Origin of the sequence: Glycomyces terrestris (assembly GCF_003933745.1) — a bacterium.
Classification (GTDB): Bacteria; Actinomycetota; Actinomycetes; order Mycobacteriales; family Micromonosporaceae; genus Glycomyces; species Glycomyces terrestris.
This window is the reverse complement of record NZ_RSEB01000004.1, coordinates 79,610-94,149: the sequence shown is the minus strand read 5'-3', so window position 1 is coordinate 94,149 and position 14,540 is coordinate 79,610. Positions and strand designations below refer to the sequence as shown.

General features: G+C 71.5%; 10 protein-coding genes. 7 read left to right on the top strand and 3 right to left on the bottom strand.

Annotated features, from left to right (window positions below):
• Nucleotide 1 precedes the first annotated feature (1 nt).
• Nucleotides 2-2,473, bottom strand: a complete 2,472-nt coding sequence (locus EIW28_RS25415; RefSeq protein ID WP_158630408.1) for an Hsp70 family protein — start codon at nucleotides 2,471-2,473, stop codon at nucleotides 2-4.
• A gap of 673 nt (nucleotides 2,474-3,146) precedes the next feature.
• Between EIW28_RS25415 and EIW28_RS14515 the strand changes: the two genes are divergently transcribed.
• From EIW28_RS14515 to EIW28_RS14485, 7 genes are all read left to right on the top strand, one after another.
• Complete coding sequence (locus tag EIW28_RS14515) at nucleotides 3,147-4,865, top strand: ABC transporter substrate-binding protein (RefSeq protein ID WP_125248440.1); 1,719 nt, start codon at nucleotides 3,147-3,149, stop codon at nucleotides 4,863-4,865.
• Nucleotides 4,866-4,913: 48 nt separating this feature from the next.
• Entirely contained in the window at nucleotides 4,914-5,909 is a 996-nt protein-coding gene (locus EIW28_RS14510; RefSeq protein ID WP_125248439.1) for an ABC transporter permease, read from the top strand.
• Nucleotides 5,906-6,787: an ABC transporter permease gene (locus EIW28_RS14505; protein ID WP_125248438.1), complete on the top strand. Its 882-nt coding sequence runs from the start codon at nucleotides 5,906-5,908 to the stop codon at nucleotides 6,785-6,787. The genes EIW28_RS14510 and EIW28_RS14505 overlap by 4 nt, the downstream gene beginning before the upstream one ends.
• 2 nt (nucleotides 6,788-6,789) lie before the next feature.
• Entirely contained in the window at nucleotides 6,790-7,743 is a 954-nt protein-coding gene (locus EIW28_RS14500; protein ID WP_125248437.1) for an ABC transporter ATP-binding protein, read from the top strand.
• The gene (locus EIW28_RS14495) at nucleotides 7,743-8,627 is read left to right on the top strand and encodes an ABC transporter ATP-binding protein (RefSeq protein ID WP_125248436.1); all 885 of its coding nucleotides are present in this window, start codon (nucleotides 7,743-7,745) and stop codon (nucleotides 8,625-8,627) included. Before EIW28_RS14500 ends, EIW28_RS14495 begins: the two co-directional genes overlap by 1 nt.
• A 130-nt stretch (nucleotides 8,628-8,757) precedes the next feature.
• Complete coding sequence (locus EIW28_RS14490; protein ID WP_125248435.1) at nucleotides 8,758-9,513, top strand: hypothetical protein; 756 nt, start codon at nucleotides 8,758-8,760, stop codon at nucleotides 9,511-9,513.
• Between the two features lie 174 nt (nucleotides 9,514-9,687).
• Nucleotides 9,688-10,635: a DUF389 domain-containing protein gene (locus EIW28_RS14485; RefSeq protein ID WP_125248434.1), complete on the top strand. Its 948-nt coding sequence runs from the start codon at nucleotides 9,688-9,690 to the stop codon at nucleotides 10,633-10,635.
• A gap of 107 nt (nucleotides 10,636-10,742) precedes the next feature.
• Here EIW28_RS14485 and manD read toward each other — a convergent pair whose 3' ends face one another.
• Together manD and EIW28_RS14475 are read right to left on the bottom strand one after the other, a co-directional pair.
• Nucleotides 10,743-11,981 (bottom strand): D-mannonate dehydratase ManD, encoded by a 1,239-nt coding sequence (gene manD / locus EIW28_RS14480; RefSeq protein ID WP_125249018.1) that lies wholly within the window; start codon nucleotides 11,979-11,981, stop codon nucleotides 10,743-10,745.
• 29 nt (nucleotides 11,982-12,010) lie between these two features.
• Entirely contained in the window at nucleotides 12,011-14,539 is a 2,529-nt protein-coding gene (locus EIW28_RS14475) for a glycoside hydrolase family 2 protein (protein WP_125248433.1), read from the bottom strand.
• Nucleotide 14,540: the final 1 nt, after the last annotated feature.

The following is a 14,540-nucleotide window of genomic DNA, read 5'->3' as shown; positions in this document are numbered from 1 at the left end:
GTCAGTCCGCGGTGGGGATCGCGATCGTCTCGACGAAGGTGGCCTCGCCGACGGGTTCGAGGGTGCGGAGCAGGTCGCCGGTGGCGAGGTCCCACACCTGGATCGCGCCGAGCGCGCCGCCGCCGAGGACCAGGGTCCGGTCGGGGTCGCGGAAGTCGAGGGCCATCGAGGACAGTGCGGTCCGCTGGCCTTCGATGCGGCCCAGTTCCTCCCCGGTCTCGGGGTCGGAGACGAGGATCGCGGAGCCGTCGCCGCCGGCGATGAGCGCGGTCCGGTCGCCGTAGTCGATGAACGCGGCGATCCGAACGGCCCCGTCGTGCGCGATCTCGCCGATCGCCTCGCGGTCGTCGAGGCCCCAGACGAGGACGGTGCCGTCGATGTCGCCCGAGGCGACGACGGGGCGGCCGTCGAGCTCGCCGACGGCGAGCATCCGCACGTCCGCGCCGCCGTGACCGGTGAACTCGCCGATGGGCTCGGCGGTGTGCGCGTCCCAGACGCGGATCGCGTCGCCGTTGCCGCCGGAGACGGCCACGAGGCGGTCGCCGAGGCGGGCGAAGCGCACGACGCGGACCTGGTCGCCGTGGCCGGTGAAGGCGGTGATCTCGGTCTGGTCGGTGAGGTCGAGGACCTTCGCGGTGCCGTCGTTGCTCGCGGTGGCGGCGAGGAGGTGCCCGTCGTCGCCGTGGGCCAGGTCGAGGTCGCCGATGACCTCGTCGTGGACGTGCATGTTGACGGTCTCGGCGGCGACGGAGTCCGGGCCGCCGGAGATGTCGACCGCGCGGACGGTGCCGTCGCCGCCGGCGGAGACGGCCAGGAGGGCGTCGCCGTCGGCGGCGATCGCGGTCTCGAAGACGATCTCCTGGCCGCTGTCGTAGTCGTCGACGGCGGCGCCGGTGTCGAGGTCCCAGGCGGTCAGGCTTCCGTCCGCGCTGCCGGAGATCACGATGGCCGCGAACGGGTCCGGCGGGGCCTCGGAGGTCTGGTCGCCGGTCGAGGCGCCGGTGGTCCCCTCGCCGCCGTCGCCGGTGCCGTCGGGGCGCTCGGGCCACCACTGGAGGGCCGCGGCGGTGAGGCCGGCGGCCGCGATGAGGGCGATCGCGATGACGAGGGGCCGCCGGGAGCGTCGGCGCCGCTCCTGGGGCGCGCGGCGTTCGATGAAGGGCTGCGGCTGCTGCGGCGGCGTCTGGGGCAGGGCGATCTTCGGCAGCGGGTGCTCCGGCGAGGCGCCGGCGGCGTCCCGGGCGGGGGTCGGGGCGGAAACGGGGGCGGGGAGGCGTCCCGGGGTGGGGCTGGGGGTCGGAGCCGGACTGGGGGTCGGGGCCGGGCTCGGGGCGGCGAAGGCGGCCGGAGCAGGACCGGGAACGGGCCCCGTGGCCAGAGCGGGTCCCTCAGTCGGAGCGGGGCCGGCGACGGCGAGGCTGCCTTCGGCCACGACGAGTTCGGGCTGTTCGAGGACCGTGGGGTCGATGCCGAGGGCGCGGTGGAGGAGGGTCGCGACCAGGGGCATGCGGGAGGCGCCGCCGACGAGGAACAGGCCGGCGATCCGGTCGCGGCCGAGTCCGGACTGGACGATCGCCGCGGCGGTGAGGGCGACGGCCTGCTCCAGCAGGGGCGCGACGACCTGTTCGAGTTCGCCGCGGGTGAGGTGGGTGGTGCGGTCGAGCAGGGGCACCAGGATGTCGGCGGCGGTCTGGCGGGAGAGCTGCTCCTTGGCGGCGCGGACCTCGTCGAACAGGGCGAGGCGCTGGCGGGCGTCGGCCTCGGTCTCGGGGCGCGCCAGGCGAATCCACTCGGGGTCGGCGGCGAGCTGGCGTCCCAGGTGGTCGACCAGGGCCGCGTCGAGGTCGAGGCCGCCGATGTCGTCGCGGCCCGCGACGGCCAGGACCTCGAAGCCGTCGGGGGCGGCGGCCACGACGCTGACGTCGAAGGTGCCGGCGCCGAAGTCGGCGATGACGACGGCCGAGCCGGGCGCCACCCGGTTCCCGAGGATCGAGGTGAAGTAGGCCGCGGCGGCCACCGGTTCGGCCGCGAGGAGCGGCTCGGGCAACCCGGCGGCGGCCGCGGCCTCGGCGAGGCGGGCGCGGCGCTGCGGGCCCCAGGTGGCGGGGACGGTGAGGCGGACCCGGTCGAGGGAGCCGGCCACGCGCACGGCCTCGTCGCGGACGCGGGCGAGGACGGCGGCGAACAGGTCGATGACGGGGTACTCGCGGCTGCCGAGGAGGACGGTGCCTTCGTCGATGCGGCGCTTGGGGTTCGGTTCGAGCCGCCCGGGGTCGCGCACGCCGGCGCGGAGGGCGTCGCGTCCGGTGACGAGTCCGGTGTCGGCGGCGAAGACCGCTGAGGGCAGCAGCGGCGAGCCGTCGAAGAGCAGGGGCCGCTCGCGGTCGGCGGGGCGGCGGAGGATGGCGACGGTGTGCGACGTGCCGAAGTCGACGCCGAGCTCGATCGGGCCTCGGGCAGGGGGTGAGTACATGGTCACACCGTAGTCCAGCGGCACCATCGGCCCGGGGCGTAACCCCAGCGCAGCGGGCCTGCGAAAGGCGGCATTCCTCCCGATCCGACGGCACCGCCCGACATCGTCCGCAATGGACCGGCAGCCAGGATCGAGCGAGTACGGCTCGCGTGCCGCCCAGGACGCGACCGCATGCACCGCGAGAGTGCCCACGGGCGTCCTCACCGTGCCACTCGTCCACCGCCGCAGCATCGGACGGCGGCACGAGGACGGGCTGGCCGGTACGGACACAGCAGGTCGAGGACGAGTTCAGTGACAGCTCGTGGTTGGCCGAGAGACTCAAGAGGCGCAGACTTAACCGCATAAGCCAGAGCCACAGTACACCAAAGATCCAGATTCGTCAATATCTAAGGTTTCCTTGGAGTGAAGTTGACACCTCGTGGCCTACGGGATTACTTTCGCTTATCGTGAGGCAAGTGCCGGAATGACATCCAGACATCTCGACATATGAGAAAATCACTTGATTTTCGCGCCAGGATTCGAAGATTTCGCTCCGCTCTCTTGACCCGCCAGGACACCCGTGATTCAGTGTCATCACTGACCCGGTTAAGTGTTCTGGAGCACGTTCGGTCGCGCCCCTCGGCGGCGTCCGAGGCGGGTCTCGACACTCCTCGATCCGAAAGCGGAGCAGCAGATGATCCGACGACGAACGATCTTCACCCTCGCCGCGGGCACCGCCTTCGCGGCCACGGCCTGCACCGACGACAGCAGCGGGACCGACGACCCCTCCGACCTCTCGATGGACCAGTTCCCCCGCAACGAGACCCTGTACTCCACCGGCAGCGCCTGGGGCCCGCCGGCCGACTGGAACACCATCACCCCCGGCGAGGCCACCGGCCTCAACGGCCTCGGCTACGAGACCCTGTTCCTGTTCGACCCCAACACCACCGAGCTCACCCCCTGGCTCGCCGAGTCCGGCGAGTGGACCGAGGACCTCGTCTACACCCTCAAGCTCCGGCCCGGCATCACCTGGTCCGACGGCGAGCAGCTCACCGCCGACGACGTCAAGTACACCGCCGAGCTCGGCAAGATCGAGGCGGTGCCCTACGCCAACATCTGGACCTGGCTGGCCTCGGTCGACGTCGTCGACGACCTCACCGTCGCGTTCACCTTCACCGAAGCGCGCCACCAGGAGTGGAACAACTTCCTGTGGGCCGAGCAGATCGTGCCCGAGCACGTGTTCTCCCAGCTGACCGAGGAGGAGCTGCTCACCGGCGCGAACGAGAACCCCGTGGTCTCCGGGCCGTACACCGTCCACAGCTACGACCAGGACCGCCTCGCCTGGGTGCGGCGCGACGACTGGTGGGCCACCGAGGCGCTCGGCCTCGAGGTCGCGCCCCGGTTCATCGTCGACATCGTCAACACCTCCAACGACGTCACCCTCAACCTCATGGCCCAGGGCGAACTCGACATCTCCAACAACTTCCTGCCCGGCATCCAGGACCTCGTCGCGGCCAACCCCGACCTGAGCACCTACTACGACGAGCCGCCGTACATGCTCTCGGCCAACACCGCGATGCTCATCCCCAACACCGCGATCGAGCCGCTGAACGACCCGGAGTTCCGCCGCGCCATGGCCTTCGCCATCGACGGCCCCAAGATCGTCGACTCGGTCTACTCCGGACTCGTGGCCGCGGCCAGCCCCACCGGGCTGCTGCCGATCTGGGAGAAGTACTACGACCAGGCCGTCATCGACGAGGTCGGCTTCTCGTACGACCCGGCCCGGGCCGCCTCGATCCTCGCCGCCGCCGGCTACGAGGACGGCGACGGCGACGGCTTCGTCGAGACCCCCGGCGGCGACCCGATCGCCCTCACGCTCAACGTCCCCACCGGCTGGACCGACTGGGAGGAGGCCGCCCGCAGCATGGCCGCCGACCTGCGGGCCGCGGGCATCAACGTCACCGAGGAGTTCCTCGACGCGGGCGCCGTCGACGACGCCCGCACCAACGGCGACTTCCAGCTCATGCTCAACAACTGGAGCGGCACCAGCCACACCCCCTGGACCCACTACCGGTACCTGTTCCAGCTGCCCGTCCTCGACACCCAGACCACCGCGAACTTCTCGCGCTGGACGAACGAGGAGGCGTGGGCGCTCACCCAGGAGCTCGCCGCCACCGCCGCCGAGGACCCGCGCTACCAGGAGATCCTCTCCGCGCTCCAGCGGCACGCGCTGGTCGACATGCCGGCCGTCCCGATCTGGTACAACGGCGCCTGGTCCCAGGTGAACAACAGCGTCTGGACGAACTGGCCCTCTGAGTCCGGCGACGGCCCGAAGGTGTTCCCGTCCATGTGGAACACCCTCTGGAACATGGGCTCGATCTACATGCTGACCGAGCTCAAGCTCGCCGAGTAGGCCGCGGGGCCGGGCCCGCGCCCGGCCCCCCTTCCGCTAGGAGTCCCCTTGGGCCGCTACTTCCGGCGCAAACTGCTCATCTACGGCCTGACGTTCGTCATCGCCGTCTCGATCAACTTCGCCGTGCCGCGCCTCATGCCCGGCGACCCGGTCGCGCGGATGCTCACCCGCAACTCGGTGGCCAACATCGAGTCGTCCGAGGCCATGCGCGCGTACTTCAACCAGCTCTTCGGGCTCGACGTGCCGCTGTGGCAGCAGTACCTGAACTACTGGGCGGCCCTGTTCCGCGGCGACCTCGGCGTCAGCGTCTTCGCGTTCCCCTCCCCCGTGGCCTCGGTGGTCGCGGACGCGCTCCCGTACACGCTGGCGCTGCTGCTGCCCTCGATCCTCCTCAGCTGGTTCGCCGGGAACGCCCTGGGCGCCATGGCCGCCCGCAACAAGCTCCTCGACAACGGGGCCCTGCCGATCGGGTACGTGCTCACCGCGGTGCCGTACATGTGGCTCGCGATCCTGCTCGCCTGGGTCGGCGGCATCATCCTCGGCTGGTTCCCCGTCGCCGGCGGCTACAGCTTCGCGCTCACCCCGGCCTTCACCTGGACGTTCATCGTGGACCTGCTGCACCACTGGGTGCTGCCGTTCCTGTCGCTGTTCGTCGTCGCCCTGGGCGGCTGGGCGATCGGCATGCGCAACCTCGTCATCTACGAGCTGGAGTCGGACTACTCGAACTACCTCCAGGCGCTCGGCGCCCCGAACCGGCTGGTCCGGCGGTACGCCTTCCGCAATGCGGTCCTGCCCCAGATCACCGGCCTCGCCCTGCAACTGGGCGTGGTCGTCGGCGGCGCCCTGGTCACCGAGGTCGTGTTCGCCTACCCGGGACTGGGCAGCCTCCTGCTCGAAGCCGTCAACAGCCAGGACTTCTTCCTGCTGCAAGGCATCCTGCTGTTCATCGTGATCGGCGTCCTGGTGTTCAACTTCCTGGCCGACATCGTGTACGTCCTGGTCGACCCCCGCACCCGCCTCGGACTCGAAGGAGGCCAGTCATGAGCGCCGAAGTCGTCCTCCAGACCGAACCGGTCGGACGCCGGGGCGAGCACCTGTACTTCGCGCTGCGCAACCCCAAGGTCGCCGGCGGCCTCGCCGTGGTGCTCGCGCTGCTCCTGCTCGGGCTCATCGGGCCATTCTTCCTCTCCGACTCCCCCAACGAGTACGTCGGCCCCAAGTCGGAGGCGCCCTCGGGCGCGCACTGGTTCGGCACCACCTACTTCGGCCAGGACGTGTTCACGCAGTTCGTGCACGGCCTCCGCTCCTCCTACCTGGTCGGCACCCTCGGCGGCGGCATCGCGTTCGTCATCGGCCTCGCCGTCGGCTTCACCGCCGGGTACCGCGGCGGCCTCGTCGACGAGGTCCTCAACATGGTCACCAACGTGGTCCTCGTCCTCCCGGCGCTCGCGGTCCTCATCGTCATCAGCTCCTACCTCGAAGTGCGCGGGGTGGTCGCGCAGGCCGTCATCATCGGGGTGTTCTCGTGGCCGTGGGTGGCGAGAGCCGTTCGCGCGCAGACGTTCACACTCGCCAACCGCGACTACGTGGACCTGGCGCGCCTGACCGGGAAGCGCTCCTGGCGGATCATCGTCCACGAGATCATGCCGAACATGGCCTCGTACCTGCTCATGTCGATGATCCTGCTCTTCGGCGGCGCGATCCTGTTCGCCGCGATGCTCGACTTCATCGGCCTCGGGCCGGCCAACGCCGTCTCGCTCGGCACCATGATGCAGCAGTCGATGGCGTGGAGCTCCCTCCACCTCGGCATGTGGTGGTGGTTCGTGCCGCCCGGCCTGGCGATCACCCTGATCGTCGGGGCCCTGTACATCACCAACGTCGGCCTCGACGAGGTCTTCAACCCCAAGCTGAGGGAGATGTAGCCGTGACGCTCGAAGTGGAGGGCCTGAAGGTCCACTACCGGACCCTCAAGGGCGACGTGCGGGCCCTGGACGGGGTCTCGTTCTCCCTCGCCGACGGCGAGATCGTCGGCCTCGCGGGCGAGTCCGGCTGCGGGAAGACCACCCTCGGCAAGAGCCTCATCCGGCTCGACGGCCGGATGCGCCACGTCGCCGGCACCGCCGTCCTCGACGGCGAGGAGCTGCCGATCGGCGACGACAAGGCGATGAACCCCCGCCGCTGGAGCGCCGTGTCCATCATCCCGCAGTACTCGATGAGCGCGCTCAACCCGACCCGCAGGATCGGGAGGATGATCGCCGAACTGCTGCGCTCGCGCGGGAAGTCCTACCGGGACCACCGGGACGAGCTCGTGCGCCGCCTCGAACTCGTCGGGCTGGAAGCACGTGTGCTCGACAACTACCCGATCGAGCTGTCGGGCGGCATGAAGCAGCGCGTCGTCATGGTCCTGTCGACCCTCCTCGACCCGAGCCTGCTCATCGCCGACGAGGTCACCTCCGCGCTCGACGTCACCAACCAGAAGGCCGTCGCCGAGACCCTGGTCCGCTTCCGCGACATGGGATTCGTCAAGTCGATGATCGTGGTCACCCACGACCTGTCGCTGGTGTACCAGATCGCCGACACCATCATGGTCATGTACGCCGGGCAGATCGTCGAGAAGGCCCCGGCCGAGACGATCATCAAGGCGCCCAGGCACCCCTACACGCGCGCGCTCATCGGCGCACTGCCCGAGGTCGGGCTCGAGTACGGCGACGAGCGGCTCCAGAGCATCCCCGGCAAGCCCCCGCACCTGCTGCACCCGCCGACCGGCTGCCGGTTTCGCGCGCGGTGCCCGCTCGCGGCCGACGAGTGCGCCGCCGAGCCCCCGATCGTGGCCGTCGAAGCGGGCCACGAGGTCTCGTGCTGGAAGGCGGCCGACTGATGCTCGAACTCAGGAACGTGTGGAAGTCCTACCGGGTCGGCACCCTCGGCTCCAAGCGCCTGACCGCCGTCCGCGACGTCAGCATCGACATCGCCCCCGGCGAGGTCCTCTCCGTCGTCGGCGAGTCCGGCAGCGGCAAGACCACGATCGGCAAGATGGTCCTCCAGCTCACCTCCGTCACCCGCGGCTCGATCCTCCTCGACGGCGCGGACGTCACCGCCCGCGGCCACGCCGCCCGCAAGGCGTACTACCGGCGCGTCCAGGGCGTCTTCCAGGACCCGTTCAGCAGCTACAACCCGATCTTCAAGGCGGACAGGATCTTCGAGGCCGTCCGCGAGTCGTACTTCCCCGCGGTCAAGCGCGCCGAGTGGAGCGCCCGCGTCGACGACGTGCTCCAGGGCGTGCGGCTCGACCCGGGGTCCGTCCTCGGCAAATACCCGCACCAGCTCAGCGGCGGCCAGCTCCAGCGGATGCTCATCGCCCGCGCCCTGCTGCTCGACATCCAGGTCCTGGTCGCCGACGAGATCATCAGCATGCTCGACGCCTCCACCCGAATCGACGTCCTCAACCTGCTGGGCGAGCTCAAGGAACGCGGCCTCGGCGTCCTGTTCATCACCCACGACCTCTCGCTGGCGAACTACATCTCCGAGCGCGTCGTCATCATGCGCCACGGCGCGGTCGTGGAGGCGGGCGCGACCGGCAAGGTCTTCACCGACCCGCGGCACCCGTACTCGCGCAACCTCCTCGCGTCGGTGCCGCAACTGCACCGCAAGTGGTCCGACAGCGACGCCGAGCCCGAGGCGCTCGAACCGGACGGCGACCGGGACGTCCCTCCCCCGCCGCTGACGGAGGTCGACGAGCACCACTGGGTCGCAGGCGTCTGAACCGATTGGCGGAAACCGAGAAAAACCGCGGGCGGAACCGGGCATCGGACCCGGTTCCGTTGTGGGGAACCGACAATCGGCGCCCGAAATGCCGGAATGAGCGGTGGGTGGCGGTGCGGATACTGCCTCCATGACTACTTCCACGCACACGTCGGCGGCCGCGGGCCGCATCGCCTGGGTCACCGGACCGCTCGCGGTCGTCCTCGTCGCCGCCGGGATCGCCGTCGGCTACCTGGTGTCGATGGAGCCGGTGCTCAGCCTCGTCATGCACTTCGCCGCCCTGCTGGCGGCCGTCGCGACCGCGCTCTGCGCCGCGGGCCGCGGGCTCCGGCTGGCGGGCTGGGCGCTGGTGCCGGTCTGCTGGGTCCTGTCCTTCTACGACTGGTTCGGCTACGGCTGGGAGGGCTCGTGGTGGGCGTGGCCCGACTACGTGGTCGACCCGATCTTCTACGCGCTCATGGCGATGCCCGCGGCACTGCTCATGGCGGCGGTGTGGCGCGGGCCGGGCTCGCTCCTGGCCGAGGCGGCCGCGCTCGTGCTCCTGGCGACCTCGCTGTGGGTCCTGACCATCTCCATCGGGACCGCGACCGACCCGGCCTCGCCGGCCGGGTGGCTGGCGCTGGTGTTCGCCGCCGCGGCCGTCCTCGTGGGCGTCGCGGCCTGGCGGCGGCCGGCGCGGCGGGTCGCGTACGGGTTCCTGGCACTGCTGCTCGCCCTGATCGCGGCCGGCGGCCCGTGGCTGTTCCACACCGAGGACCCCGACGCGGCCCCGGTCGGCTACCTCGGCGTCGAAACCTTCGTGCCGGCGGTGGTCGCGGCGGCGGCCGTGGCCGCGGGCCTCCAGTTCACGTGGACGGCACTGCGGAAGTCCCGCACGGCGGACTGACGCGTATGGATTCCGTCAAGATCCGCGGCGTCGGGGGCTCCCGGCGGGGTGGCGGGGGCGCGTCCGCCGAGGGCCTCGGCCCGGCGGACGCGCTGGCTGCGCCGGACCGGCCGGCGCGGTCGCGGCGGACGCCGCTCGGGTCGGGACGCGGCGGGCGTGGTGCACAATGCCGTCGTGCTGCATGTTCGAGTCATCGCCCCCGCCGCGCTCAGCGACGAGGTGGTGCGGATCGCCGTCGAGGACGAAGCGGTCGCCAACGTGGTGAAGCTGCCGGGCGTCGCGCGCTCGCCCGAGGGCGACTGCGTCCACTTCGACGTCGCCCGCGAGGGCGCCAACGCCGTCCTGGAGCAGTTGCGCGACCTGGGGTTGAAGGAGCGCGGCAGCATCGCGGTCGAGGAGGTCGACCTGTGGATCTCCGACGCCGCCGAAGAGGCGGTCGAGGCCGCGCCGGGGCACTCCGAAGACGCGGTCGTGTGGGAGGAGCTCGCCGCCCGCACCGCCTCGGAGACGCGCCTGACGTGGTCGTACCTGATGTTCCTCATCCTCGCGGTGCAGATCGCGGCCATCGGGGCGCTGCTGGACCAGCCGATCCTCATCGTGGGCGCGATGGTCCTGGGCCCGGACTTCGGGCCGGTCGCCGCGCTGTGCTTCGGGGTGCTCCAGCGCGACGCGCGCCTGGCGGCGACCGCGGTGCGCACCCTCGTCGCCGGGTTCGCGGCGGCGATCGCGGTGACCCTGTTGTGCGCGTACGCGAGCCGGCTCATCGGCTGGATCGAGCCGTCGATGCTCGACGACCGGCCGCTGACGAGCTTCATCATCCACCCCGACCGCTGGTCGTTCGTGGTCGCGGTGCTGGCCGGGGTGGCCGGGATCCTGTCGATGACGGCGCGGAAGTCCGCGGCGCTGGTCGGCGTCTTCATCTCGGTGACGACGGTGCCCGCGGTCGGCAACCTCGCGGTCGCGATCCCCTTGGAGCACTGGAGCGAAGTGGGCGCGTCGTTCGTGCAGCTCGCGGTGAACCTGGCGGGCATGATCCTGGCCGGCATCGTCACGCTCGCGATCCAGCGCGCGGTGTGGCGGCGGCGTCCGCTCGTCGTGGACGAGATCGACGCCGCCGTGTGAGCACGGGGGCTTGAGAGACCGGGCGCCTTGAGAAGAGCACTTCGGGAAGGGCCTCAATGGCAAAGGCGCTGCGGGGGCCGGGAGCGGTCCCCCGGCCCCGCGGCGGGCTACCAGTCGTGGACGGTGCCGTCGGCCAGGCGGTTGAAGGGCAGGTACGCCTGGACGTACGGGTACTTCCCGGCCTCGTCGAGGTCGAGCTCGACGCCGAGGCCGGGCCGGTCCCCGGGGTGGAGGAGGCCGTCCTGCCAGGTGAAGGACTGCTGGAAGACCTGGTCGGTCCTGGCGCCGTGCCGCATGTACTCCTGGATGCCGAAGTTGTGGACGGACAGTCCCAAGTGGAGGGCGGCGGCCATGCCGACCGGCGAGATGTCGGTGGGGCCGTGCATGCCGGACTTGATCTGGTACTGGGCGGCGTAGTCGAGGACCTTCTTCAGGTGGGAGATGCCGCCGGTGTGGGTGACGGCGCTGCGGACGTAGTCGATGAGCTGTTCGCGGATGATCTGCTGGTAGTCCCACACGGTGTTGAAGATCTCCCCGATCGCCAGCGGGGTCGTGGTGTGGCGGCGGACCAGGCGCAGGGCCTCCTGGTTCTCGGCGGGGGTGACGTCCTCGAGCCAGAACAGGTCGTACGGTTCGAGCGCCTTGCCGAGCTGGGCGGCCTGGACGGGGGTGAGGCGGTGGTGGGCGTCGTGCAGGAGCGGCAGCTCGGGCCCGAACTCGCCGCGGACGGCTTCGAACACGGTCGGGACGTGGCGCAGGTAGGAGCGGGTGTCCCAGTCCTCCTCGGCCGGCAGGCTGCCGCGCTGCGCCGGCTCGTGGTCGTAGCGGACGCCGTCCATGGCCTCGTAGGTGGCGTTGGAGGCGATGCCGTAGATCGACTTCAGGCCCGGGACGCCGGTCTGGACGCGGATCGCCTTGTAGCCCTGGGCCTGGTGGGCGCGGATGGAGTCGAACAGTTCGGGGAGGTCCCGGCCGGAGGCGTGGCCGTAGGCGAGGAGGCCGGTGCGGGAGGCGCCGCCGAGGAGCTGGTAGACCGGCATCCCCGCGGCCTTGCCCTTGAGGTCCCACAGGGCCGTGTCGACGGCGGCGATGGCGGCCATGGTGACCGGGCCGCGGCGCCAGTAGGCGGAGCGGTAGAGGAACTGCCAGGTGTCCTCGATCCGGTGCGCGTCCCGGCCCAGGAGCAGGGGCACGACGTGGTCCTTGAGGTAGGCGACGACGGCGAGTTCGCGGCCGTTCAGCGTGGCGTCCCCCAGGCCCGTGAGCCCGTCGTCGGTGGTCAGCTTCAGGGTCACGAAGTTCCGGTCCGGGCTCGTGACGATCACTTCGGCGCTGTCGATGATCATGCGCACCTCGCTTTCGTTGGAGGCCAAGGCTAGAGCAGGTCGTTCGCGCAGCGCAGCGCGGCGGCGAACGCGTCCGGCGCGGCCCCGGCCGGAGTCTCGACGCGGATCACGGCCGTCTGTCCGGCGCGCAAGGTGATCATGCCCCGGTCGGCCCGGGCGCGCGGATCGACGGTGTCGGCGTGGCAGTGCACGTCGCGGGCGAGGGAGGTCGCGGTGAGCCGCAGCTCGACCGCGCCGTCGGCCGCGGCGGCCTCGACTCGGAGCGGGTTCGGGTCGAGCCGCTGGTCGACGACCTCGGCGCCGTACCGGAAGGCCGGCGCGAAGGCGCCGTCGTCGGCGATGGCCACGATCGCCTCCGCGGCCGGGTCGCCGAACGCGGCGACGTCGGCGGGGACGAACACGGTGGCCGCGCCGCGCGCGGGCACCGCCGCCTCGACGGCGGCCTTGGCGAGCACGGTCCCGTCGAAGGACTCGCGCACCAGCGTGAACGCGCCCTCGTAGTCCTCGCCGGTGTCGTTGACCAGGACGAGCGCGAGCGCGTCGAACTCGGGTCGCAGGCCCTCCCAGGCGTTCGCGAGCGCCTGCTCGGACGGGCGGGGCTGGAGCGTCGCCAGGCGCGGGGCGTACATGTCGCGCAGGGCGTGCCACAGCGGCTTGCGGTGCTCGGCGAAGTCGACCGCGGCCCAGGAGACGACGGGCCAGTTGTCGTTGAGCTGCCACAGGATCGTGCCGGTGTTGTGGGGCGTGAGCGAGCGGAAGTGCTCGACGCCGAAGCGGATCGCGTGCGCCTGGTTCAGCTGCGTGGTCCAGTGCCAGTCCTCGATGGACCGGGGGTCGGGCAGGTGGCCCCGCCAGCCGCGCTGGAGCTTGGCGTTGCCCTGGTTCGCCTTCTGGTGCACCAGCATCTGGTGGCCGAAGGGGTCCAGGGGCTCGTCGTGGACGACGCCGGTGAGCGTGGACCAGGCGGGCGGGGCCTGGAACCCGAACTCGGACACGAAGCGCGGCAGGTAGTCGGCGTAGACGGTGTAGTCGGCGCGGTTCCACACGTCCCAGATGTGCATGGAGCCGTAGCGCTCGTCGTTGGGGTGGCGGTAGTCGCCGAAGGAGTACGGGCTCGCGGGCGAGTACGGCCGGGTCGGGTCCAGTTCGGACAGGACGGCGGGGAGGAGGCCGGTGTAGTAGGCGTCGCCCCAGCCGCGGCCGCCGAGGCGGTGGGCCCAGGACCAGTCGACCGAGCCCCACGTGTTCTCGTTGTTGCCGTTCCACAGGACCAGGGACGGGTGCGGGCTCAGGCGGGTGACGTTCTCGCGGACCTCGGCCTCGATCTCGGAGCGCAGCGGCTCGTCCTCGCTGTAGGCGGCGCAGGCGAACAGGAAGTCCTGCCACATGAGCAGGCCGTGCTCGTCGGCGAGGTCGTAGAGGTCGTCGGACTCGTAGACGCCGCCGCCCCACACGCGGAGGAGGTTGACGTTGGCCTCCAGGGCGTCGGCCACGCGCCGGGCGTACCGGTCGCGGTCGATCTCGGTGAGGAAGGCGTGGTCGGGGATCCAGTTGGCGCCGCGCACGAGGACGCGCTCGCCGTTGACGCGCAGGTCGAACGGGGCGCCGGCGGCGTCGGGGGCGGTGTCGAGGGCGACGGTGCGGAACCCGACGCGGCCCCGCCAGTGCGCCTCGCCCATCTCGACGGCCACGTCGTAGAGGGGCTGGTCGCCGTGGCCGACGGGCCACCAGCGGCGCACGTGCGGGACGTCGGTGACGACGGTGGCCGAGTCGGCGCCGGCGGGGACGGTCGCGGCGGTCTCCAGGGGGCGGCCGTCGGGGCCGGTGACGACGAGGAGGACCTCCACGTCGCCGTCCGCGCCGGCGCGCTCGATGTCGAGGTGCGCGGTGAGGACGCCGTCGTGTCCGCCGTCGGCGTTCTCCACGACGTCGACCAGGGGCCGGACGGCGGCGATGCGCGCGCCGGACCAGGAGTCGAGGCCGATCGGCTTCCAGATCCCGGCACCGGCGACGTCGATGCCCCAGTCCCAGCCGAAGGAGCAGGCCATCTTGCGCAGCTGGTTGTAGTCGTGGTGGTTGGTGCGCGGCAGGGCGCCGTCGCGCTCGGCGCGCGCCGCGGCCTCGGGGACGGGTGCGGCGAACACGACCGCGAGGGTGTTCTCGCCTTCGCGCAGGTGCTCGCGCACGTCCCAGCGGTAGGACCGGAACATGTTCTCGGTGCGGCCCACCTCGGTCCCGTTGAGCTCCACGGTGGCGACGGTGTCGAGGCCGAGCGCGACCAGGTCGTGGCGGTCCGAGCCGTCGTCCGTCCAGGTGAACGTGGTCGCGAACCGCCAGGACGTGTCCCCGATCCACTGCTGCGCGGCCTCGTTGTCGCCGTCGAAGGGGTCGGCGACGAGGCCGGCGCGGCGCAGGTCCAGGTGGGCCTCGCCGGGCACGGTCGCCGGGACGCCGGCGGCCAGCGCCGCGGCGTCGACGGGCGCGTCGGCGGGGAGCGCGGCGGCGGTGAGGGTCCAGCCGTCGTGGAGCGGGCGGAACGTGGCGGGAAGGCGGGTCATC

Excerpts from the sequence above, each read along its gene's own strand:
- EIW28_RS14505 (WP_125248438.1), top strand. The coding sequence starts at position 5,906 with ATGAGCGCCGAAGTCGTCCTCCAGACCGAACCGGTCGGACGCCGGGGC.
- EIW28_RS14515 (WP_125248440.1), top strand. The coding sequence starts at position 3,147 with ATGATCCGACGACGAACGATCTTCACCCTCGCCGCGGGCACCGCCTTC.
- EIW28_RS14495 (WP_125248436.1), top strand. The coding sequence starts at position 7,743 with ATGCTCGAACTCAGGAACGTGTGGAAGTCCTACCGGGTCGGCACCCTC.
- manD (WP_125249018.1), bottom strand. The coding sequence starts at position 11,981 with ATGATCATCGACAGCGCCGAAGTGATCGTCACGAGCCCGGACCGGAAC.
- EIW28_RS14490 (WP_125248435.1), top strand. The coding sequence starts at position 8,758 with ATGACTACTTCCACGCACACGTCGGCGGCCGCGGGCCGCATCGCCTGG.
- EIW28_RS25415 (WP_158630408.1), bottom strand. The coding sequence starts at position 2,473 with ATGTACTCACCCCCTGCCCGAGGCCCGATCGAGCTCGGCGTCGACTTC.
- EIW28_RS14475 (WP_125248433.1), bottom strand. The coding sequence starts at position 14,539 with ATGACCCGCCTTCCCGCCACGTTCCGCCCGCTCCACGACGGCTGGACC.